Below are 23398 nucleotides of genomic sequence, written 5' to 3'. Positions count from 1 at the left end.
TCTCCATAACTACAACGCATTATTTTTTAACAAATATGTTACATCGTATACTTGTAGATGGGAATGTTTTTACTAGAAAGGAATGGGTAATTGTGACGTTGATTTAGTATTTAGTGGTGTTTGAAAACAACAAAGGGAAGGTTGATTGCTCAACCTTCCCTTTGTAGGTAAGTACGATTTTAACGATTAGATCGATTCAATTCGTGCTTTTTGTGCTTTAAATTTAGCAATCGTACTTTCAAATTCCGCTTGTTTCTCACGTTCTTTCGCGATAACGGCTTCTGGTGCTTTACCAACGAATTTCTCATTGTTTAGCTTACCTGAAACACGGTCTAAGTCTTTTTGTACTTTTTCCATTTGCTTGTTGATACGTGCAATTTCAGCATCTTTATCAATTAGACCAGCCATTGGAATTAAGATTTCCATGTCGCCTAATAGTGATGTTGCTGAGATTGGCGCTTCTTCATTATCGCTAAGGATAGTGATAGCTTCTAGTTTTGCTAGTGAGCTTAAGAACTGTTGATTTTCGTCTAGACGACGTTGCTCTTCAGTGCCTACGTTTTTCAACAAGATTGAGATTGGCTTGCTTGGACTGATGTCCATTTCGCCACGAATGTTACGGATAGCAATAATGAATTGCTTAACCCATTCTAGATCTTGCATTGATTGTGCATCAACTTTAGCTGCATCGTACTCAGGGAAAGCCTGTAGCATGATTGTCGCACCTTCAGTGTGCTTACCTGCAAGTGGCGCAACACGCTGCCAAATCTCTTCAGTGATGAATGGCATGATAGGGTGCATCAAACGTTGTAACTCTTCAAGAATCGTTACTAGTGTATGACGTGTACCACGTAGTTGTGCTTCAGTACCTTGTGCAAATACTGGCTTAGTTAATTCTAAGTACCAATCGCAGAACTGGTTCCATGTGAATTCGTAAGCGATGTTTGCTGCAAGATCAAGACGGTAAGTATCAACTGCTTCACGGTAAGCTTTGATTGATTCCTGGAATTGGCCTTGGATCCAACGATCTGCAAGACTGAATTCCATGTCGCCGCCATTTTGGCCACAATCATGCTCTTCCGTGTTCATCAATACGTAACGGCTTGCGTTCCATAGTTTGTTACAGAAGTTACGGTAACCATCAAGACGTTTCATGTCCCAGTTAATGTCACGACCAGTCGATGCCATTGCTGCTAATGTGAAACGTAATGCGTCAGTACCGTGAGCTTCAATGCCGCCTTCGAATTCTTTACGCGTTGCTTTTTCAATTTTCTTAGCAAGTTGTGGCTGCATCATGTTACCAGTACGTTTTTCTACTAGTGACTCAAGGTCGATACCGTCGATCATGTCTAGTGGATCAAGTACGTTACCTTTTGATTTTGACATTTTATCGCCAGCTTCATCACGTACTAAACCTGTTACATAAACAGTTTTAAAGGGTACTTGTGGCTTGCCGTTTTCATCTTTGATGAAGTGCATCGTCATCATGATCATACGTGCAACCCAGAAGAAGATGATGTCGAAACCTGTTACCAGTACATCACTTGGGTGGAACACTTTAAGATCTTGCGTTTGCTGTGGCCAGCCTTGCGTTGAGAATGTCCAAAGCGCAGATGAGAACCAAGTATCAAGCACATCGTCATCTTGACGTAATGCGATTTCTGGACCTAAATTGTTTTCTGCACGCACTTCTGCTTCATCACGGCCAACGAATACATTACCTTCGTTATCGTACCAAGCTGGAATACGATGACCCCACCAAAGTTGACGTGAGATACACCAGTCTTGTACGTCGTTCATCCACGAGAAGTACATGTTTTCGTACTGTTTTGGCACGAACTGAATTTCACCATCTTTAACTGCGTCAGTAGCTACTTTAGCCATTGGACCAACACTTACATACCATTGGTCTGTTAGTAGTGGCTCAATCACAACACCACTACGATCGCCGTAAGGTACTTGTAGTGTATGTGGTTCAATTTTTTCTAGTAGCTCAAGTTCTTCAAACTTAGCTACGATTGCTTTACGTGCAGCAAAACGCTCCATGCCTTGGTATTCAGCAGGGATTGTGAACGTTAGTTCAGTGTTTTCTGTGCCGTCTGAGTTGATGATTTCCGCTTCTTCACGGATATCTGCGTTTTCAGTTAGGATGTTGAACATCACTAAGTTGTTACGCTTACCAACTTCGTAATCGTTAAAGTCATGAGCAGGTGTAATTTTTACACAACCCGTGCCTTTTTCCATGTCAGCGTAGTCATCTGCAACAATTTTGATGCGACGGCCAACGATAGGAAGGATAATGTCTTTACCAACAAGCGCTGCATAGCGTTCGTCTTTCGGGTGTACTGCAACCGCAGAGTCACCTAGCATTGTTTCTGGACGTGTTGTCGCGACAACGATGTAATCTTTACCGTCAGCTGTTGTTTCGCCATCTGCTAGTGGGTAGCGGAAGTACCACATGCTGCCTTGTTTTTCTTTGCTCTCAACTTCAAGATCAGAAATAGCAGTGTGGAATTTTGGATCCCAGTTTACGAGGCGCTTGCCACGGTAAATTAGGTCTTCTTTAAATAGACGTACGAATACTTCTTTTACTGCTTCAGACAGACCGTCATCCATAGTAAAACGTTCGCGGTCCCAATCTACAGATGTGCCTAAACGACGCATTTGACGAGTGATGTTGCCACCTGATTCGTTTTTCCAATCCCAGATCTTGTCGATGAAAGCATCACGGCCATAATCGTGGCGCGTTTTGTTTTCTTCAGCTGCAATCTTACGTTCAACAACCATTTGTGTTGCGATACCAGCGTGATCGGTACCAACCTGCCATAACGTATTGTTACCTTGCATACGCTTGTAACGAGTTAGCGCATCCATGATCGTTTGTTGGAAGGCATGACCCATGTGCAGGCTACCAGTGACATTTGGCGGTGGGATCATGATGCTATATGCATCTTTTGTTAGATCGCCATTTGGCTTGAAGTAACCTTGCTCTTCCCAGTTCTGGTAAAGCGCTTGCTCAATGGCTTGGGGATTGTATATTTTTTCCATAGGTCTGCTTTCTAATTCTCAATGGTTGATTGATTATTCTGCGTTCACAGTTAACAGTTGTAACCCTGTTTGACGGTAGTGTTTATAACGCTCTCGAGCTTGTTGTTTTAACCCGTCTTGATGCGGTACAAAATCGATAATCTGATTAAAGTTTACTGCAAATTGTGGTGTGTGGTCATGCAGGTTTATTAGTACCTGATAGCGATGGCGAGGTGGTTGAAAACCAATTTCAACGGGCGCGCCATTACGTGGACCTTCACCTTGTAAATTATGTGGTACAAAACTGTTTGCATCCAATTGCCAAAGGTATTCGTCAACATGGTTTGCTGCCGATTCATCGTTGGTATGAATATAGACGCGTTGTCCTTGCTGGTAAAACTCACCAGCCAGTTTACAGGCAAGCTCATGGTGCTGTGGCATAGCTGCCTCAACGCCATTTTTTGATTCTTGCATGATATAAAAAGTGACTTTCTTCATCTGTAGTTTTGCGCCAATGACTGAGTCATTTACCAATTATAAATATAACAGCACATAGTATCACAAAGGATAGTGATGAAAAATAGAGTTGTCGGTTTCTGATGTGATTAGTCGCTTTAATTACTGGCTCTTTGTCTATTTTAGAATATGCAATAAAGTTATGGTGATGATTGTTACTCTGTGTTGGCTCTCACACGTTTTTTTGAAACTTTCGATTTAAATCTCACTATCACCACAGAGGTATAATATATTTTATTGTTTGATTTGTGTTTCAAGGTTTATGTCTAAAAATATATGCTTATCTCACAAACAGGACGTCATGATATGAAATATAAGTTATCGCTTGCTGCTATTGCAGTACTGTCTTTATCAGCTTGTAACAACAGCAATGAAACGCAGTCACCGCAAGAAACAACATTTAATTCATTGGTTAATATTACCGAAATAAACGCGGGAGAAAACTGTGCTTCTGGTGGTATTAGAGTGGATTCAGGTGTGGACAGTAATGCTAATAATACATTAGATGCGGATGAACTTATTGAACCAAGATTTTATTGTAATGATGGTTCACGTACTGTGAATGGTGATGCTGAGATTTACGGTCAATCTTTAGTGTCGGTGCTATCGGTGACTAAAGATGATAATGACTGTTCTGCTGGTGGACAAAAAGTGATCGCTGCGATTGATAGTAATGATGACGGTGTTATTCAAACGGAAGAAATCGTTGATACTTTTACTATGTGTAATCAAGGGGATTACGTATCAGATGAATTAATGATTAACGCGATAACAAGTTCATCTTCGGTTGCACCACCTAATTCAACCGTTCTATTGAGGGCGACAATATCAAATCTAACGGCAAGTGATCGTTTGTACTGGATTGGAGCTAATGGTGATGTATTAGCGCCGACAAATAGTAACGTGCCTAATGAAATCACGGTGACAGTTGGTGCAAACACAGGCATTGAAGAATATAAACTGTATTTATATCGTGAAGGCGGGCAAGACGATGGCTTAATTCAAAGTAAAACGATTAGTATTACTGTGGGTGAAAATGCACAAGCAACGCAGTCTGTGTTTTTAGATAATAGCCAAGTACTGCTGCCTAAGGGTTACACGGTTCAACCAGTCACAGGTGATTTTATTGGTACTGCAATTTATGGTGATAGCGTTGTTTCACCAAGCGCACGTATTAATCGTATTCCAACGCAAGATGATATTGATTTAGTTGGTTTTGTGAGTGAGCGACCTTCGCTTGGTTCGGGTAGTAATTCGATTGATATTCTAAGCTATTTAATGGGGGGATTATCATCGTCTTTATCGGGTAATGTATCGGTTACGCAATTTTCTCAGAATGTATTGCCAAATGGCGATATTTCAGCAAGTTATAATATTAATTACGCATTACCATCAGTTAAAACAACGACGTTATTGAATGAAATAATGCAACAAATCGGTGTTAATAAAGTGGGCGGTATTGCTGATGCGCTAGTAGCGAGCAATAACGAAATTGATAATCAGAATTTTCAATTTAATATCGTGCTGTCATATGCTGATGTGCTCGATAGCATTGTTCTGACAACGACACTGGTTGAGAAATCCTTGTATGAGCAATATGAAACACTCATTGTATCAACGACATCTGAAAATGTATTAGCGCCTGTTGATGCTAAACTTAAATTGCAAAATGATTCATATAAAGCGATAGAACAAGTGACTTCAAAAGCTGACTTCTTATTCGTTATTGATAATTCAGGCAGTATGTCTGGTGAACAAAACATGATTAGTCAATTAACACAAAGCTTTAGTAATTATGTTGGCAGTACGGGTATGGACTTCAAGGTTGGTACTATTACGACGGATAGAGATACTTTACGAGGTGTTGGTTTTACAGATGATTTAGCGCAAATTGAGTTAGATTTGAAACCTGGTACGAATGGATCTGCTAATGAACGAGGTATTTATTTTGCAGAACAAGCATTAACACCTGTGACAGGCACTGTGGCTTTAGATGGTTATCCAAGAGCTAATTCAACAATGTCAGTTATCATTATGAGTGACGAAGAGAGCCATTATTCTGGTTCACCGGCATTTGATCCATTAGATAATCTGTTTGTAGATAATAACTTCCGTGTGTACAGCATTGTTGAGCCTCGTGATATAGACCGTAGTCAGTATGATGATCTGTCGAATGCCACACTTGGCCTCGTACTCAATATTCAAGAAATGTCTGAGTATGATGGGTTTATGGAGAAAATTGCACAAAATGCGGGCGCGTCATCTGCTGGTTATAGTTTGAGTATTGTGGATAGTGAAGCGATTATTTCGTCTTCGATTGCTGTAAAAGTGAATGGCGTCGATGTGACACGTGATGCAACAAATGGTTGGCAGTATTACCCTCAAACAAATTCTATCGTCTTTACTGGCACCGCTATTCCGGCTGTTAATGCAGATATTGTATTTGCTTATCAGTATTTTAAGGCATAATTTTTTAATCAGTATATTTAGTCGGTGTAAAATAAAAAAAGGTCGCAATAGCGACCTTTTTAATATCAATAATATGAAATCAATTAAGCTTCGTCAGCTTGTTGAACTTCATTACGTTCAGTACGGTTAAGTAAGAACTGTGTCAGCATAGGGACAGGGCGACCTGTTGAACCTTTGTTTTTACCACTTACCCAAGCAGTACCAGCGATGTCTAAATGCGCCCAGTTATACTTTTTAGTAAAGCGTGATAAGAAACAAGCCGCTGTGATTGTACCGCCACCAGGGCCACCAATGTTTGCTAAATCAGCAAATGGACTTTCAATTTGTTCTTGGAAGTCGTCAGTAATTGGTAGACGCCATGCTTTATCTGCAGCTTGGTCTGATGCATTTAATAATTCATGTGCTAGTGGGTTATGCGTCGATAGTAAACCTGTGATGTGATGACCAAGTGCAACAACACAAGCACCGGTTAAGGTTGCTACGTCGATAACTAATTCTGGATCAAAACGTTCAACATAAGTTAATACGTCACATAATACTAAACGGCCTTCAGCATCGGTATTTAATACTTCAACTGTTTGCCCTGACATTGTCGTGATGATGTCACCTGGACGGTAAGCATTACTGCCCGGCATGTTTTCACAGCCCGCTAGAATACCGATTACATTAATTGGTAAGTCTAGTTTAGCTAATGACTTCATTGCGCCAAGTACGCCAGCAGCACCACCCATGTCATATTTCATCTCGTCCATGCCTGCGCCTGGTTTCAATGAAATACCACCTGAATCGAATGTTAGACCTTTACCAATGAGTACAATAGGTTTTGCGTCAGGATCTGGATTACCTTGATAATTAATAATCGACATCTTAGCTTCGTTTGCTGAACCTTGAGATACAGCAAGGTAAGAATCCATTTTTAATTCTTTCATTTCAGGCTCACCTAAAATCTGTACAGTGACTTTGTCACTTTCATCAGATAGTTGGCGTGCTTGATTTGCAAGGTAAACAGGATTACAGATGTTTGGTGGCATGTTTGCTACGTCTTTACAAAGACGCATACCGCTAGCAACAGCAAGACCGTGTGCAATTGCTTTTTCACTTGTTGGTAAATCACGGCGTGATGTTACGTTGAATACCATTTTACGTAATGGGCGACGCGTTTCTTCTTTATTGCTTTTTAGTTGGTCGAAACGGTAGCGACTTTCGCGTGCTGTTTCAACGGCAAAGCGGATCTTCCAGTAGGTATCGCGGCCTTTTACATTAAGCTCAGGTAGGAAACAAACCGCTTCCATAGAACCCGTTTCGTTCAAGGTATTCATTGTTTTAGTGATTATTTGCTTGTATTGACGTTCATCTAACTCACGTTCTTTACCACAACCAACTAATAATACACGTTCGCTTAGTACGTTTGGTACATGGTGAAGTAGTAACACTTGACCTGGTTTACCTTCGATATCACCGCGACGTAGTAGGGAACTTAAATAGCCATCACTAATTTTATCGAGTTGTTCTGCTGCTGGTGATAAACGACGTGGTTCAAATACACCTACAACAACGCAAGCACTGCGTTGTTTTTCAGGGCTACCACTTTTTACATTGAACTCCATGGACTCTCCGGTTTCCTAAAGACAAAATCAAATATTTATAACATAATAGGGGGTTATACGTATTTAGTTAATCAAAAACTAAACATTTACAGATAAAATGGGCGTGCAGTTAACTATTTATACTGCATTTGTAGCTGAGTTTACCTAATTATTAGCTGCATTTCATACAAAACATTAGTCTAATATAGGTTTTAAGTGATAATTTTCCGATATTTATTTGCTGAAACAGTTAAATCGCAAATCGCTGTTTTATTCATCTTATCACTTATCTTTGTGAGCCAGCAGTTTGTTGCATTGCTCTCGAAGGTAATGACAGGTGCCTTGCCTGCCAATTTAGTGATGGAGATGTTGTTGTACACTATGCCCGCATTAGGCACTTTAATTTTACCTGTGAGTTTGTTCATTGGTATTTTATTTGCGCATGGGCGGCTGTATGCCGAAAGTGAAATGGTGATTTTAACGGCCTGTGGTTACACCCCAAGCCGAATACTCATGTCATCATTATTACTGTCATCTGTCACCATTGGTCTTGTGGCTTTTAATGCATTTGTGTATGCGCCGACAGCGGAAGAAGGCCGTGTACAATTACTCGAAAATGTCGATGCAGATGCAGGCCTCGCCACATTAAAACAAGGTCGATTTGAGTCGCTTGATGGTGGTCGTGCGGTGGTCTATGTTGAATCTTATGATAGTGATAAGGCGCTGCGTAAAATATTTATTGCGAAGTCTCCTTCACAGGAAGGTGAACGTCCTTCTGTTGTGCTAGCTGATAAAGGCAATGTGGAGTCTGATGACAGCGGTGCGCAGTGGCTAAAACTAAGTCAAGGCTTACGCTATGAAGGTGAATTATCACAACAAGATTTTAGGATTGTTGATTTCAGTGCTTATAAAGTACTGATTCAAGAACAGGATGTCAGTGAGCGAGGCCGTAAAACAAAAGCGTTGCCAACGTCTGAACTGTGGAATTCAAATGAGTTTGAGCATAAAGTTGAATTGCAGTGGCGTATTGCCCAAGTGATTGCAATCCCATTACTGACATTGTTAGTTGTGCCTTTAGCGATGGTTAACCCTCGCCAAGGACGTTACGCTAAATTATTTCCTGCATTATTAATGTTCTTAACTTACTTTATGTTATTGAGTGCGGCCCGTTCAGCTATTTTAGATGAAAAATTACCGCTATCGTTTGGTTTTTGGATTGTTCACCTCGGGGTATTCTGTTTAGCTACGTGGTTTAATTTAGCTAACTTTTCTTGGTATCACCATGCTGTACATAAGCTGAAAGTTCGTTTCACTCGAGGTAAAAACAGTGATTAAAATTTTAGATATTTATATTGGTAAGGCTATTTTATTTGCCACTATGATCTGTTTATTTACCTTGGTTGGTTTATCTGCGGTGATTAAATACGTTGAGCAATTACGTGCTGTTGGCCGTGGTTCATATGGCTTATTAGAAGCACTATTTTTTGTGTTACTTAAGATGCCGCGAGAAATCACCATCTTTTTCCCGATGGCGGCATTATTAGGGGCGTTAATCGGTTTAGGTGCCCTCGCGAGTTCTTCTGAGTTAGTGGTTATTCAAGCCGCAGGTCAATCGCGTTTTAAAATTGTGTTGTCAGCAATGAAAACAGCGATCCCGATGATGGTTTTAGTGATGTTGATGGGTGAGTATGTTGCTCCTTATACTGAGCAGAAAGCGGCTCAACTTCGTGGTGAAGCGATATCTGGTCAATCTATTATTCGGGCTCAGAGAGGTGTTTGGGCGAAAGACAAAGATAACTTTATTAATATCGGTAAAGTTAACAATGGTAGTGAATTACACAATGTGACCATTTATGAGTTTGCAGAAAGCCAGCGCTTAGTGAAAACAACTCAAGCTGAGAAGGCTATGTATGTTGACAAATATTGGGAATTAACTGGGATCCGCATTACACATTTCGAGAGTGATAGTATTACGGTCAGTGAACAACCCTCGTTACGTTGGAATTCAAAATTAACGCCAGAAAAACTGGATGTTGTTACGATTGATCCTGAAGATTTATCGATATCTGGTTTGTATTCTTATATTACTTACCTTGATAGTAATAAGCAGGATGCGGCAAGTTACGAGTTAGCTTTTTGGCGTAAGATATTTCAACCTATTTCAATCGGTGTCATGGTATTACTTGCTTTGTCTTTTGTATTTGGCCCGTTGCGAACGGTGACTATGGGGGCGAGAATCCTGATGGGGGTTGTTGCTGGTTTTACTTTCTATCTCGCGAGTGAAACCTTCGGACCAATTAGTTTGGTGTACTCACTACCGCCGTTTCTTGGGGCTGTTGTCCCCAGTGCCATCTTTACCTTGATTGCGATTGTGCAGTTAAGGAAACATGGTTAGGTAATAATGTAGATAGATAGATATAAAAATGGCAACCAATTGGTTGCCATTTTTGTTTCCGCTTACCAGCTTAGTATTTGCTGCTAAGCAGAGGTAGACGAACTATTTTTTCTGTTTTAGCTTGTCAGCATAACGCAGTAGTGAACCGTTTTGATCTTTGCTTAAACGTAATACATTACAGTTTGACCAGTGGTCTTGAAATGCACGGTTTTTCATATCAAATGGCACTTGTAAATTACCAAGACCACAGGCTGATGTTGCTAAACGAATCGTTGCTTGAGTCAGGCTAATTGCGCTGCCATCGGCATTTTGTACACGTAAACGCCATGCGCGCATACCAACAGTTTGACCACCGTGAGTCCAGAACCATAGATAGAACCCTGCGACTGAACCCCATACTAAGATTGCAAACCAGATTTGGCTGCCTGCATACGCAGCGCTATCAACATAACGACCTGCAATGTCTACGATACCCGATGCAATTAATGCCTCAGCAATACCAAGTCCGATAGCACTTGCCACTGCCGCGATACCAATCACAATTAATGCGTCATATACAAGGGCGCCGATACGTGGGCCAAAAGTGGCAATTGATGCCGTTTCGCCTGTTTCAGGTGCAGGTGTGTGTTTTGGTTTTCTGAGTTTATTTTTCTTCGCCATTATTGAATCCAGCCATGTCTTCAGGGTTATCTCGAAAGTGGGAATAGTGTAGCAAAAATTCTTGTCCTTGGTAGCGCTAAATAATATGTGCTGGTGGATTGTTATCTCTGTTTTTAAAGCTATTTAATAGTATTAATTATTAGTCGTTTCGTTGGGGTTGTGGCGTTAAATTGGATTAAGTGAATACTCTACTCACTATTAAATAGAGAAGTACTCTGCTTGTTTTCTGTTCGACGGGTGTTGTGAAATATGATTCATCACACAAATCGCTATGTTTTTTAACACTTTACATACTTTTCTTGTTCATTTATCAGTATTCTGCGTCCGAAATTTAGACATCGTCGTCAAATTAGGATAACCATAACAAGGAGAGACAGATGAGTTCATCTGCTTCAATTAAAAATAACTCACTAAAGAAGCCTTTATTTACTCGGTTTTTAGATGGAGTTGAATACTTAGGCAATCTATTACCTCACCCGATCACGCTTTTCGCAATCTTCTGTGTTGCCATCTTAATATCTTCTGGTATCGCTGGTTACTTTGAGGTTTCTGTTATAGATCCTCGCCCTGAAGGCGCTAAAGGACGAGCTGCTGATGGCATGATCCATGTTGTGAGCCTGTTCAATGCCGAAGGCTTACAGCTTATCGTGACTAACCTAGTTAAAAACTTTGTTGGTTTTGCGCCATTAGGTACTGTACTTGTTGCTATGCTTGGTGTTGCCATTGCTGAGTACTCAGGCTTATTGTCTGCTGCTATGCGTGGCTTAGTTATGGGTGCATCTAAGCGCATGGTAACTGTGACGGTAGTATTTGCTGGTATCATTTCTAATACGGCATCTGAACTTGGTTACGTCGTTCTTATCCCACTTGCTGCTATGCTATTCCACTCTTTGGGTCGTCACCCATTAGCTGGTCTTGCAGCGGCATTCGCTGGTGTATCTGGTGGTTATTCTGCAAACCTACTAATTGGTACAGTTGATCCACTGCTTTCTGGTATTACAGAAACCGCTGCGCAAATGATTGATCCATCTTACACGGTTGGTCCTGAAGCAAACTGGTACTTCATGTTTGTTTCTACATTCTTCATTGCGATCACGGGTGCATTCGTAACAGAAAAAATCGTTGAGCCAAAATTAGGCAAATATAACGATGAAGAAGCATCAGAAGATCTATCAAATGATTCGATGGGTAAACTGACTAGTATTGAAAAGAAAGGTCTTAAATTCGCTGGTGTTGCTGTTCTTATTGTATCTGCACTACTAGCTTGGACGATTGTTCCTGAAAATGGGGTTTTGCGTTCAGACACTGGTACTATTTCGGGTTCACCATTCCTTAAAAGTATCGTTGCATTTATTTTTGTATTTTTTGCTGTTCCAGGCTTTGTTTACGGTAAAGTTACCGGTTCAATGAAGACTGACCGTGATGTGATTGATGCAATGTCTAAGTCTATGTCTTCTATGGGCATGTACATCGTACTTGTATTCTTTGCTGCGCAGTTTGTTGCGTTCTTCAAGTGGACTAACTTTGGTCAAGTATTCGCTGTAGGCGGTGCATCTTTCTTACAAGATATCGGTCTAACAGGTCCAATGCTGTTCTTCGCATTTATTTTAATGTGTGGCTTCATTAACTTGATGATTGGTTCTGCATCAGCTCAGTGGGCAGTAACAGCGCCTATCTTTATTCCAATGCTAATGTTAGTTGGTTATGCACCAGAAACGATTCAAGCGGCATATCGTATCGGTGATTCTGCAACGAATATCATTACACCTATGATGAGCTACTTCGGTCTTATTCTTGCTGTTGCATCACGTTACATGAAGAATCTAGGTATCGGTACGCTGATTGCGACTATGCTACCTTACTCAATCTGCTTCTTGGTTGGTTGGAGTATCTTATTCTACGTTTGGGTATTCGTCTTCGGTCTACCAGTTGGTCCTGGTGCGGCAACGTACTATACGCCTTAATTTTTATGGTTTTAACCATTTAACTTAGGTGAAAAGAACCTATGTTTGAAGTGACCCGTAATAGTTGGATAACCGATTGTTGCGGGTCTTTTTTTATGCCTGAGGTGTCCTTGTTAGTTCAAATTAATCACTGCAACTTTATGTGGTTAGCTAGCGCTGATATCAAAGGTGTGAATGTTGTTAAGCGCTTTATTACCCTTAGAAAACTTGATCTTGTTCATATCTTGTACTTTTACATGCAGAACTTACGCGCAACAAAATTTCACGCATTCCTTATGGTTCCAACAAATTCCTGTACTTTAACGATCGTTAATTTTGCTGGTGGATATTGATACCAGTATTAGCATGGGAGTCGGTTGGGCGTGATTCCGGTCTTTACGGTCCTAGTCCTGTCCTTTGGAATTGGTATGGGTAATTTGGTGGATTGTATGAATGAAAACAATTATTGTGCTTCTAAGAATTCTTGGTAAGTAGGTGTTAAGAAATTAGTATCGCACCCCTCTAAGTAATAAGGAGTGTTTTTTTTAATAATCTCTAGTGTTTTTCTCTGCTCGCGAAGCACTAAGAGTACCTCATTGACTTTGGTATAGTCGACTGATTCTTCATTATAGAGTTCTAATAATTCATCAAATAAGAACCAAAACTCATCAGCTGCATCCTTTGAATCCTCTGCTTTTTTATGTTTAATCCACGTTTCACAGGGAAATAGCAGCTCAGCCATTTCGTTTGTTTCTCGATCTAATTGATTTATTTTTGCTGTAATTTCGATTTTTTTAATTTCACTAAAATTTTCCGTTTTTAGCACTTTTTCAAGATTCTCTTGTATACGGCAATCACGGAAAAAATGTGACTCTAGCTGTTGAGCGTTTTCCTTGTTCATAATAGATATCTCAGAAGTGAAAAATAATTTAGAGTATTGGTATCAAAGTATTTTATATTCGTAGAATTTATGCACAACTAGAATAATTACGGGTATTTAAGGTTCTGCACATCTAACCCAACTTCAAGATAACTTCAATGATTACCAACGTGTATTATGCTCAGCTAGTATTGATAATATTGGTTAATGTATTGATATAAATTGATTAATAACTAACTTTCACACAGGGATAGTAGCAATGTAGAAGTGTTGCCGATATTAACTGACAGATATTGTTTCTGTGATTACGTACGTATAAACATCGTAATCAAATGAATAATGACGGCAATGTATCCATTGCTATAAACAAGGTTTGGAGTTCATCTTAAGTTATTGAATAACAATAAAATAATGGTGGTTTTATTTACGGTTGCTGATAAATAAGGGTAATTAACATGTCTAAATTAACTATAAACGATATTGAATTCGCTAGTCGTTCTGCTGCTGCCCGTCATTATGGCCTTGAATCTACATTAGTTAATGAGCTAGTAGCTGAAGGGCAGTAAAACAAATGGTTTATAACGATATTCTATACCTATCTTCTCGTAACTTGCTACTGGCGAACTTTGAACTGGTTGCTGGTGATACCGAGAAGATGATTACGTTATTGAAGTAGAAAGCCCGTAGAGCTAAGGCTAAAGGTGAAATGCTGGGATTGTCGTTGGATGAGTTAGTACGAAATTAGGCGTTGATAAGTTGCTGTATGTGGATGAATTTTATATTCGGGTTGATATGGTGAGTTATCGAATTAGTAATGCTGGAATGATTGATATTTATTACATGTTTAAATGTATGTTAACCTATTGATATAATTATTTTTTCGGGTGTTTGCCATGTCGGTTGAATTGGTTAAGGAACAGATTGAAATTTTTCTAAAGAGTTGTGAACCTGAGGTCCTTGCTATTAAAGGGCGCTGGGGTATTGGTAAAACTTATAGCTGGGATAAGTATATATCTGAGTTTAAAGATGAAATAGCTCTGAATTCGTATTGTTATGTTTCACTTTTTGGTATTAACTCACTGGATGACTTGAAACGAGGGATTTTTGACAACACTGTAGATACCAATATTATTGGTCAGAAACCCAATATTAATACCTTTAAGCAGAATTATCAGAGCTTAGTTAAACAGGTGGGTCGTAAATCTACAGGTGTAGTCAAAAGTATCGCTAAACCATTGGTAGATATTGCTGTAAAAGGGTTAGGTTCTGGTTTAGAGGATGTTTTTAGTTCCTTATCTTTCTTGTCTTTAAACGAGACGCTTATTTGCTTTGATGATATTGAAAGACATAGTGCAGGCCTGAGTGTTAAAGATTTTTTAGGTCTAGTTTCGTTTTTAAAAGAGCAAAAGGGTTGTAAAGTCGTTATTTTACTTAATGAAGACGCTAAAGATTTGGATGATTACTTTACATATAAAGAGAAGATAATTGATAAACAACTTCATTTCGAGCCTAGCGCTGCAGAATGTTTTGATTTAGCTGTCGATATGCAAGATCAGTATCCCCATATTCGAGATTGTTGTCTTAAATTGGATATTAAAAACATTCGAGTGCTTAAGAAAATTGAGCGTCACACACATGAAGTATTGAGTCTTATAGCTGACCATCATTGTGACCTTAAATATCAGGCTGTTCATTCTGTAGTTGTTTTTAGTTGGTGTTATTACTGTCGTGGTGGTGATGATTCTATACCTAGTTTTGATTTTTTGAAGCAGAGTGGTTTAAGGAAAACTATAAAGGGTGGTGATGAAGATAAGGCAAAGGAATGGAATGCCAGGTTGAGTGAATATGGCTATATGCTAACAGATGAGTTGGACATAGTTATTGCGGATAGTATCGAGCAGGGGTTTATTTATAGAGAAAAGTGGCTAGCGTTGTGTAATGCAAGGCAAGTTGAGCTAGAGGCTTTGGAAAGGAGTAAAGAGTACTCAAAGGCTTGGAATATTTTTCATCATTCATTTGATAATGATGTAGAGCAGGTTATCGAAGCGATGGAGATTGGTTTGAGGGTATCAGCTAAAGATCTATCAACATCTCAATACAGCAAAGGTATTAAGTTAATTCGGGATCTTGGTTTTGAGAGTAAAGCTAATGAATTAACGGATTTCTATATTGACCAAATGACAGACCGGTGTGAAATTTTTAATATGAAAAATATGGATTTTCATCCTTTTGGTGTTGAAGGCGGAGAGTTTAGAGACCGATTACAAGCTAAGTATGATGAGATTAAGGTAGATGACTCCCCTTTGGATATACTTGAACGATGGAAAGGAAAAAACTCTTATAACTTAGAAGATGCAGAACGTCTTGGTCAGCTCAGTAAAGATCAGCTAAAAACAATGTTTAAAGACTTTAAGGGGGATGATCTTACCGACTATATTAGAGTCTGTTTATTGCTGGGGCGTAGTTGTTCTGAACTTATGATAAATACTAGGCAGGCTTTGAAGGAAATTGGAGACGAGAGTCCTTTAAATAAACATCGATTAGATAAGTTCCACCTATAACCTGAATTAAGTTAGGTATAGCGGGTAGATCTTAAATTAATATGCGCCTCATTTAGCTATTGATATTCTTTCCTGTCCAGTTTCCGGTCCATCAATTATGACTTGTTATTCAGGCTTTAAAGAAATTTTGAAAGTGGTTATACGTAGCAAAGTTTGTGAGTATTAGTTGTGTTAAATAGTCATTGCCGGTGGATAGCAATTGATATGTAGTGAGACTAAGCATACGGATATCAAAGACGTGGATGTTGTTAAGCGCTTTATTACAGTTAAAATGCCAGTTTGCTTTAAAATTGAGCAGTTGATTTTACGATCATGAGAAACGCCTTGCTTGGCATCGTTTGCTATGTATAATGTTGACCTATGCCCGAGTGGTGAAATCGGTAGACGCGGTGGATTCAAAATCCTCTTCCGAAAGGAGTGGCGGTTCAAGTCCGCCCTCGGGCACCATATTTAAGTAATAGAGCCTCAACGAAAGTTGGGGCTTTGTTGTATCTGGTACTATCAAAAGCTTACGCTAACTTTCCTTACGTTATATCCTCAAAAATATTCAGCAATAAACTCTCGTTATTACCCTTAGAAAACTTACCCCTGTCCATATCCGGTACTTTCGCATGCAGAATCTGTGCGCAAGGGGATCTCACTGGATCCAACACTGTCCTGTACTTTGAAGATTGTTAGTTTTGCTGGTGGCTGTAACTGGCAGTATTAGCATGTGAGTAGGTTGGGTGGTTTTCGGTACTTTACGGTCCTAGTCCTGTCCTTTGGGTAGCCATTGGAATTTGTATGCGTAATTTGGTGGATTTATTAATAGTGAAGGTTGCAGCGTTATTATTTCGTAATTGGTTATTGCTGGGTGGTCCTATGCCATATGGGTTTGTGGTATGTGTGTGATTAGTGCGTAGGGGTAGATAACAAGTAGCACGCACTAGTGTCTACTTTTTTAATACTGTGAAATACCTAGGAAAATAAATGTGGTGTAATAGATAGTTCACGTATAGCATCTGACATTAACCTAATTAAATAAACAAAAAGAGGTAGAGATGATCGAGACATTACTTTCACAAGATAATTGGGAAGAAAACTTCACGCTGAAAGAAATAGTAGAAGAACTGAATAACCACCTTCCTGATGTTTTAACTTTGAGTGGAGTTGAGTCATGGGATGAACTAAATGCCAGCAAAGAAGTTATTTGTATGTTTTTAAACATTAGTTCCGGTAAAGATAATCAGTACTTTATCTCTAAGAAAATTGAAACAATATTCTACTTAGTAGAACTTAGCGGTGATGTTCAACAAGATAAATTGGGTATTAAGCCTATATATTACAAAAGTAAGAATAAGGCAAAGAATTGGCGAAATAGAATAGGTCATTTGATAGGTTCGAGCTCAGACAATCATGAGAAAGCGACAGATGCTCGTACAAAATTAAATGAGTTATATGAGGATATGGCCAAAAATGGTAGATAATAAAAATCAATTAAGCCGCATATTTGGAACATCACAAAGTCTAAGTTCGAGTCATTTAGATTCTTTACCAAAATCCTTAAACAGGCGTTCAGCTAAAAGTACATTTAACTCTTGGACGTCAGCCTCACTAGTTGACGGAATTGGCCAAGTTTGGGTTGTTACTGAACATTTACCTTCGATATGGCGTACTGATGCTGGAACTGCATCTTACTTCGTTGGTGGTATCGGTTCGCATGATAAAGCTAACTTTAATGGGCAAGATTGTGTTAGATATTCGTCAGTTATATATAGACTTAATGAAATATTGCAAAGTCCTATCAGCCATAAAAGACGAGAGTATCTTCGCTTTTCAGAGGAATTAGGGCAATCAGTTCGAGATTCAGACTCAGTGGAAGTTATAAGACTTAGGTATAGGGAGTTTATAGAAGAAACTAAAAAAGAGCTGAAAAAACGTAGGATCAAGCAATTTAGAGTTTCTCACGATGAGTTGACTGACGATCCTCTTTTTCATCGTTCAAGCGAGTTTCATCATATACGTAGACAATCAGCTTACCCTGATCTTATTAGCATGATTTGGAACGGTCTAATGATCAATAAAACTACTCACGATATTATTACTGCTAAAAACTGCTCAGATGAATACGATTTGTTAGAACTTTGTGAAGACAAAGGTTGGGCTACTTCATGGTTCAATAATTATCAAAATGATCTAGAAGATGCAGGATATGAGTAAACTATTATTAATAAATTAATTACACAGAATTCTTTATAGGGCCATGACTTGTAACCAATCAACGTATCTAACCCATCTTCAAGAACATATTAATACCTTGTATCTAACCAACGAGGTATTAATATGACCAGCAACAACACATCCAATAACCCCAGTCCCATCACGACCAAAAAATTCAAATTCACCAATGCCAATCTAAAATCCCTTCCCGCGAATCCAAGCAATTCATCATCAACAGAACTCGAAGTATCCGATACTGAAATCATCGGCTTAAAATGTCTATCCGGTAAAACGGGTAATAAACGTTTCTTATTACGTTATAAATTCCACGGACGTAAATGTAGTATCACCATCGGGCGCTTTCCTGATATCGACATCAACCAAGCTAGAAAGGTCGCTCGTAAGTATAAAGGTATGATCGCTGATGGTACTGACCCTAAAGCTGAACGTGACAATGCCACTGAGTACCCAACCGTTAAATCATTCTTCTACGATACGTACTTACCACTGGCAAAGCGTAGAAAGAAAACGTGGGGTATTGATGAAAAACGATTCCGTAAACACTGTAATGCTATTGCAAATATTAAATATAACGAGCTAACGGTTAGCCATGTAATGAAGCTACATCTTGGTTTAAGCGAGACTAAATACAAAGGTGAGTATTACGCACCAGCAACTTGTAACCGTATATTAGCTTTATTAAAAACGATGGGTAAGCTGGCGCATAACATGTTAGATATAATCAATGTGGCCGATAGGGTGTCGTTACTGCCCGAGAATAATGCTCGTACTCGATACTGTGATATTGATGAAACTAAACGCATAATCAAAGCCTCTAGAGCCTATCCGCAGAAAAGTATTGGTAACTTCATAGCATTGCTACATTTGATTGGTTGTCGTGAAGGTGAATTGCGTTTCAGACTGCATACGGATATTAATTACGAAAAGCGCACCCTAACTATCCCTCGCACCAAGAACGGTACTTATCACATCATTTATCTGTCTGACCTCATGATAGAGATCCTGCAATCTACCCCAAAAATATCGGGCAATAATTACGTATTCCCAGCGCCACACAAAAAAGGCAAGCCAATCGGTGCGCCTCGTTACTCTTTCGATATTATTAAACAAACAGCAAAGATAGATAATCCCGATGAAGTGTTATTGCATACGGCACGACATTCAGTCGCGAGTAACCTGATCTCTAACGGTGTTGATATTAGCGCTGTTCAGAAATTATTAAATCACAAGGACATATCTAGTACCTTACGTTATGCCAAATTAAGCGAGGGTAAACAACGTGAAACGGCATCGATAATATCGAGTATGGTCAATCTGTAATTTGTTGATTTTAAAGTAATAAAATAATTTTTAAGAATATATAAATATCATGTTATTGATTGTTAATACATAAGGAATACAACCAATGAAAGTGATTAAAAACTTCAACCTTGTTAATGAACTAACCCTGCCTGAACAAGTTAAAACCGCATTACATTCTGAGCTAATCAGTCCATTCGATGGTTGCTTGGATACCACTGCTGAGTTCTGGTCTGAATACGATACCTTTCTAATTCTGTTAGAAGAAAGCGATGTTGATAACTCGTTGACTGAAGCAGATGAAGATATTCAATACTTTATCCAACGCATGATAGATGTTGGTCCAGAGTTTGTCATATTGTTGAATGATGATACTTGTCCATACATTTTAGGACTGTTAGCCAATACAGACGGCGGCTGTTATGTAGTAGCCCCATTAACATCTAAGACAACTGCAGCAACGACATTAAGCAAGATGCTTTAACCTGCAATAACTACCTATATTACCAATCTAATTACCCATCATTATTAAAGGATTTTCTATGAGCCGTAAAACTAACAGCACCAATAAAACAACAGACGTAAAAGCTGATGATAACAATGTTACTTCTACCACTGTTGCAGTTGGTGATACTAATGTCGATAACACATCTGCTGAATTAACCGATGAACAAGTAAGTAATGTACCTGCTGATTCACCAACAGATAAAGCTGTTGAAGATAAGCCTGCTAATGATAAACAAACTGAATCTGAGAAACATGACCATTTCAGCAATATTGTATTATCAGGGAAAGGTAAGAAGCTAAGTCCTAAAACAACTAATCACGTTTTCTTTGATGTGGCAGAGCATGATGAAGAAGGTGAGTTGTATATCCGACTTAGTGGCAATGAAGGGGGTGGGTTACATTCTAAAGAATGGATTAACTTGTCTAAGTTGTTTGCCATCCTGGATGAACAAGTTGATAAACCATTTAAAAGTACCGTACTTAAACCTACATTAAAAAAATCTAACGCAAACAATGCAGGGTTTCTTGCTGGTGTGCTACGTTCGCCTGATATTGGTTTAATTGTCCAATCTGATACTAGCGTATTTCTGCATGTATTAGCTGATGATTACGAGGAGAAGAAAACCAAATTGTTAGCATTAACTTAATCCACGCTGGCCATTCACCACTTACATACCTAAGAACCTCACTAAACCTAATCCCACAAACTTACTAACGGAACTCATTATGAAACTGAACTTTGATTCGGATAGCTTCCTTGTGCCTGTAACACCAGACTTGATGAATATACTTGCCAAGGTTACCCAAGAACAAGACATACCAACAGGCACTAACACTATTGTATTTAACTTTAGAGATAGTGCTTACAACAGCGAAGATGGTGGTTTTCATCCTGTTGAAATCAGCATTACCCATCATAACGGTCTGTGGCAATTTGATTACATCACTTCGTTCAGTTACCAAGGTTATCATTATCCTGAATTGGCGAAAGAAATTGATTTCGATATGCGTAATGGAACTGGCATGGTGTACCCATTACCGATGCGTTCTTTACATGAAGTTATGGATTTCTATCCGACATGGGAGATGAACTTTATTGAGTATCAAGGTTTTGGTGCATTTGATGAAGTTAAACTCAGTACGTTTTAACCAATACAAAATAAGCTGTAATAGTGTTTTAACTGGACAGCGTAAAGGTCAGGAAAAAGTCGCGTTATGGACAGGAGGAGAAGTAACAACTTAGTGTACTTAAATTGGCACTGCCCATCGCAGCTTACGTAGTAAGGTGTGATGGGTATTGCCTTTCCATTCAATGGATTTTTAACAAAGGATACTAAATCCACTGACTGGAATTGGCTGTTTTAGTTGGTAATGATTGATGCTTAATGAAGTAAAAATACCATCGAAAATAATCACCCCATTGCACGATAGGCAATGGGGTAGGTGACTCAAATTAATGTAGTACTGGCAATAAAAGATAGAAATCTAAGTCTGTAAATTACTGATGAATTACTCTCTTATTATCCTTTTATATTAGATGTGCAAGCACTTATTAATTTAATGTTAGACAGTCGACGCTATTTTTTAGCTACTTTAAATCTTTCGATAACCCGTATCGGTTTACAGGTTTATGAATTTTAAGTATCTGGTTAGATCGCATCAGCAACTTTGATTTTAACTAACTATGTCAATTTAAAGTGACTCTTACCCTGTACTCACGTTCAAAACCAACAGTATGCAAAATAAGAAAATGAAGTTTAGCTGTGATTTGTATCGGATTAACACCTACCTCAAACTAACAGCATTACATCATCTTGGTGCGCTCTAATGACGCGTACAAATCGCGGATAAGTTCATGCTTTAGACTCACTGGTGATAACACTTCAACATGAGGCATCCAAGCCTTTAAAATAGGAAGCACATCGTGTAATCGTGTTACCTGAGAGCTAATCAGTAATGAACCATCATCCATTTCTTTTAACACCTGAATATTAGGGAGTAAATCACTATCAAGAAAGCGAGAGGCCACATGAGCATCAACTTGTATTAACACATCTGACTTGTCGATATCTAACCACTGCATTCCCTGCCTAATGATTTCATCTTGGATATTAGCTTGCGGTTTATATTTATCGTCACTGAGCTTAAATTGTGAAATATAGGCAATTCTGAATGAGTGTAGGTGGTTCTGACAGACTGCGGCTAGATACCAGATACCTCTGTCATTCACTAAGCGGTAGGGCTGAACCTGTTCTAGTAATTTATCTTTATATGTAAATGAAACCTGTCGCTGTGAATGGATAGCGTTAGTTAATACATCAAATAAATCAGTGAAATTAGATACATCTTCAATACGTACATTCTTGAATAAGAACGTCGGCATATCATTGGTCTGCCAGTTGTTCATGTTGAGCTTAATCGGGATTAATGATTCCAATCCAGCATTCTGTATTAACTTATTCATGTTATTTGATGATTGCTGTCTAACACTGCTCATATCAAGAAAGTAACAACCATCTTCACGAATCAAAGGCAGATAGGAGAGCCTTTCGAAATCACGCCATATCGTCCTTTCATGGACGTTAAATTCCACTTCCAAGTCTTTCTGGCATAACCGTTCTCCCGCATTTAATCGGGCAAGGATAGTACCTAATCGCTTGGCTAATTTTTCATTTTTAATTTTCATTTAACTAGATTAAACCACCGTACTGACAGGTTGAGTCAGTCGTTATTATTTGTAGTTCAAATCCATCAGGTTAGCGGTATTGCTATAGCTTTCATTGAGTAGATACCGTAAGGCTTATAACAATAATCAATTATTTATTCAGACACTGACACAACCTGTCAGTAGCCAACTATATACTAATCTCAAGCTACTTAATCTGAGTAGCCATCACTAATAGAAACTAATAGGGAAATATCATGACAATCAAAAAAATCTTAACAGCAGTAACGACATGTCCAGCTTGTGGTCAACGTGCTTACGATGATGGTAGCTGCCAAGTATGCGGTCATTCTCACTAATCAGGAACGAGCTAACATGTCATTTTTTAAGAAGTTGAGCAGTAACCTAAAACTATGGACTTGCAATAAGTGCGGTAAGAAAACAGAAGTCACTGGTGGCACATCATGTAATAAATGCGGTAAGTGGGTATGTAATTCACATAAAGCATCTGGCGGAGTCTGTAAGGGTGGTTGTTAGCCCATTAGATTGAATAAATAACAGAACTAAACGCAGCGCCATATCAGCAATGATATGGCGCTTTTTTATATCTGAAACAAATAAGGAAATATTATGCCGCTCGTTTTCACCAATCCAATATTTGGTATTGGGT

General features: G+C 38.9%; 17 protein-coding genes and 1 tRNA gene. 12 read left to right on the top strand and 6 right to left on the bottom strand.

Features of this window, described 5'->3' with window-relative positions; translation table 11 throughout:
• Positions 1-186 precede the first annotated feature (186 nt).
• Together HWV00_RS18720 and HWV00_RS18715 are read right to left on the bottom strand one after the other, a co-directional pair.
• Complete coding sequence (locus HWV00_RS18720) at positions 187-3048, bottom strand: valine--tRNA ligase (RefSeq protein WP_211683739.1); 2862 nt, start codon at positions 3046-3048, stop codon at positions 187-189.
• 33 nt (positions 3049-3081) lie between these two features.
• On the bottom strand, positions 3082-3525 hold the full coding sequence (locus tag HWV00_RS18715; RefSeq protein WP_211683738.1) for a DNA polymerase III subunit chi: 444 nt from the start codon (positions 3523-3525) through the stop codon (positions 3082-3084).
• 324 nt (positions 3526-3849) lie between these two features.
• Here HWV00_RS18715 and HWV00_RS18710 point away from each other — a divergent pair, with 324 nt between their 5' ends.
• Positions 3850-6012, top strand: a complete 2163-nt coding sequence (locus HWV00_RS18710; RefSeq protein ID WP_211683737.1) for a VWA domain-containing protein — start codon at positions 3850-3852, stop codon at positions 6010-6012.
• 83 nt (positions 6013-6095) lie between these two features.
• Here the strand turns inward: HWV00_RS18710 and pepA are convergent, their stop codons facing one another.
• The gene (pepA, locus tag HWV00_RS18705; RefSeq protein ID WP_211683736.1) at positions 6096-7619 is read right to left on the bottom strand and encodes a leucyl aminopeptidase; all 1524 of its coding nucleotides are present in this window, start codon (positions 7617-7619) and stop codon (positions 6096-6098) included.
• Between the two features lie 195 nt (positions 7620-7814).
• Between pepA and lptF the strand changes: the two genes are divergently transcribed.
• Together lptF and lptG are read left to right on the top strand one after the other, a co-directional pair.
• Positions 7815-8933 carry an LPS export ABC transporter permease LptF gene (gene lptF, locus HWV00_RS18700; RefSeq protein WP_211683735.1) on the top strand — a complete coding sequence of 373 codons (1119 nt, stop codon included), beginning with the start codon at positions 7815-7817 and terminating at the stop codon, positions 8931-8933.
• A complete protein-coding gene (gene lptG, locus HWV00_RS18695) occupies positions 8926-9993 on the top strand; it encodes an LPS export ABC transporter permease LptG (RefSeq protein WP_211683734.1) in 1068 nt (355 codons plus the stop codon). The genes lptF and lptG overlap by 8 nt, the downstream gene beginning before the upstream one ends.
• Positions 9994-10095: 102 nt before the next feature.
• Here the strand turns inward: lptG and HWV00_RS18690 are convergent, their stop codons facing one another.
• On the bottom strand, positions 10096-10653 hold the full coding sequence (locus tag HWV00_RS18690; RefSeq protein ID WP_211683733.1) for an RDD family protein: 558 nt from the start codon (positions 10651-10653) through the stop codon (positions 10096-10098).
• Positions 10654-11030: 377 nt separating this feature from the next.
• On the opposite strand from HWV00_RS18690, the gene HWV00_RS18685 reads away from it, so the two are divergent.
• Positions 11031-12617, top strand: a complete 1587-nt coding sequence (locus HWV00_RS18685; RefSeq protein WP_211683732.1) for an AbgT family transporter — start codon at positions 11031-11033, stop codon at positions 12615-12617.
• A gap of 442 nt (positions 12618-13059) precedes the next feature.
• Here the strand turns inward: HWV00_RS18685 and HWV00_RS18680 are convergent, their stop codons facing one another.
• Positions 13060-13497: a hypothetical protein gene (locus HWV00_RS18680; RefSeq protein ID WP_211683731.1), complete on the bottom strand. Its 438-nt coding sequence runs from the start codon at positions 13495-13497 to the stop codon at positions 13060-13062.
• Positions 13498-14369: 872 nt separating this feature from the next.
• Here HWV00_RS18680 and HWV00_RS18675 point away from each other — a divergent pair.
• From HWV00_RS18675 to HWV00_RS18640, 8 genes are all read left to right on the top strand, one after another.
• Positions 14370-16037: a P-loop NTPase fold protein gene (locus tag HWV00_RS18675; RefSeq protein ID WP_211683730.1), complete on the top strand. Its 1668-nt coding sequence runs from the start codon at positions 14370-14372 to the stop codon at positions 16035-16037.
• A gap of 362 nt (positions 16038-16399) precedes the next feature.
• A tRNA-Leu gene (locus tag HWV00_RS18670) sits at positions 16400-16484 on the top strand.
• Between the two features lie 593 nt (positions 16485-17077).
• Positions 17078-17503 (top strand): hypothetical protein, encoded by a 426-nt coding sequence (locus HWV00_RS18665; protein ID WP_211683729.1) that lies wholly within the window; start codon positions 17078-17080, stop codon positions 17501-17503.
• On the top strand, positions 17493-18236 hold the full coding sequence (locus HWV00_RS18660; RefSeq protein ID WP_211683728.1) for a hypothetical protein: 744 nt from the start codon (positions 17493-17495) through the stop codon (positions 18234-18236). Before HWV00_RS18665 ends, HWV00_RS18660 begins: the two co-directional genes overlap by 11 nt.
• Before the next feature lie 123 nt (positions 18237-18359).
• Positions 18360-19577, top strand: a complete 1218-nt coding sequence (locus HWV00_RS18655; RefSeq protein ID WP_211683727.1) for a site-specific integrase — start codon at positions 18360-18362, stop codon at positions 19575-19577.
• 85 nt (positions 19578-19662) lie between these two features.
• Positions 19663-20040 (top strand): hypothetical protein, encoded by a 378-nt coding sequence (locus tag HWV00_RS18650; protein ID WP_211683726.1) that lies wholly within the window; start codon positions 19663-19665, stop codon positions 20038-20040.
• A gap of 58 nt (positions 20041-20098) precedes the next feature.
• Positions 20099-20710 carry a hypothetical protein gene (locus HWV00_RS18645; protein ID WP_211683725.1) on the top strand — a complete coding sequence of 204 codons (612 nt, stop codon included), beginning with the start codon at positions 20099-20101 and terminating at the stop codon, positions 20708-20710.
• Between the two features lie 79 nt (positions 20711-20789).
• Positions 20790-21212 (top strand): DUF2787 family protein, encoded by a 423-nt coding sequence (locus HWV00_RS18640; RefSeq protein WP_211683724.1) that lies wholly within the window; start codon positions 20790-20792, stop codon positions 21210-21212.
• 655 nt (positions 21213-21867) lie between these two features.
• Here HWV00_RS18640 and HWV00_RS18635 read toward each other — a convergent pair.
• A complete protein-coding gene (locus tag HWV00_RS18635; RefSeq protein WP_211683723.1) occupies positions 21868-22749 on the bottom strand; it encodes a YafY family protein in 882 nt (293 codons plus the stop codon).
• Between the last annotated feature and the right edge of the window lie 649 nt (positions 22750-23398).

Source organism: Moritella sp. 24 (genome assembly GCF_018219155.1).
Taxonomy (GTDB): domain Bacteria; phylum Pseudomonadota; class Gammaproteobacteria; order Enterobacterales; family Moritellaceae; genus Moritella.
This window is presented reverse-complemented; position numbering and strand designations above follow the sequence as displayed.

What these genes read in the sequence shown, in the direction of transcription:
- HWV00_RS18720 (WP_211683739.1), bottom strand. Translation starts at nt 3,048, where the DNA reads ATGGAAAAAATATACAATCCCCAAGCCATTGAGCAAGCGCTTTACCAG.
- HWV00_RS18715 (WP_211683738.1), bottom strand. Translation starts at nt 3,525, where the DNA reads ATGAAGAAAGTCACTTTTTATATCATGCAAGAATCAAAAAATGGCGTT.
- HWV00_RS18710 (WP_211683737.1), top strand. Translation starts at nt 3,850, where the DNA reads ATGAAATATAAGTTATCGCTTGCTGCTATTGCAGTACTGTCTTTATCA.
- pepA (WP_211683736.1), bottom strand. Translation starts at nt 7,619, where the DNA reads ATGGAGTTCAATGTAAAAAGTGGTAGCCCTGAAAAACAACGCAGTGCT.
- HWV00_RS18690 (WP_211683733.1), bottom strand. Translation starts at nt 10,653, where the DNA reads ATGGCGAAGAAAAATAAACTCAGAAAACCAAAACACACACCTGCACCT.
- HWV00_RS18685 (WP_211683732.1), top strand. Translation starts at nt 11,031, where the DNA reads ATGAGTTCATCTGCTTCAATTAAAAATAACTCACTAAAGAAGCCTTTA.
- HWV00_RS18680 (WP_211683731.1), bottom strand. Translation starts at nt 13,497, where the DNA reads ATGAACAAGGAAAACGCTCAACAGCTAGAGTCACATTTTTTCCGTGAT.
- HWV00_RS18675 (WP_211683730.1), top strand. Translation starts at nt 14,370, where the DNA reads ATGTCGGTTGAATTGGTTAAGGAACAGATTGAAATTTTTCTAAAGAGT.
- HWV00_RS18665 (WP_211683729.1), top strand. Translation starts at nt 17,078, where the DNA reads ATGATCGAGACATTACTTTCACAAGATAATTGGGAAGAAAACTTCACG.
- HWV00_RS18660 (WP_211683728.1), top strand. Translation starts at nt 17,493, where the DNA reads ATGGTAGATAATAAAAATCAATTAAGCCGCATATTTGGAACATCACAA.
- HWV00_RS18655 (WP_211683727.1), top strand. Translation starts at nt 18,360, where the DNA reads ATGACCAGCAACAACACATCCAATAACCCCAGTCCCATCACGACCAAA.
- HWV00_RS18650 (WP_211683726.1), top strand. Translation starts at nt 19,663, where the DNA reads ATGAAAGTGATTAAAAACTTCAACCTTGTTAATGAACTAACCCTGCCT.
- HWV00_RS18645 (WP_211683725.1), top strand. Translation starts at nt 20,099, where the DNA reads ATGAGCCGTAAAACTAACAGCACCAATAAAACAACAGACGTAAAAGCT.
- HWV00_RS18640 (WP_211683724.1), top strand. Translation starts at nt 20,790, where the DNA reads ATGAAACTGAACTTTGATTCGGATAGCTTCCTTGTGCCTGTAACACCA.
- HWV00_RS18635 (WP_211683723.1), bottom strand. Translation starts at nt 22,749, where the DNA reads ATGAAAATTAAAAATGAAAAATTAGCCAAGCGATTAGGTACTATCCTT.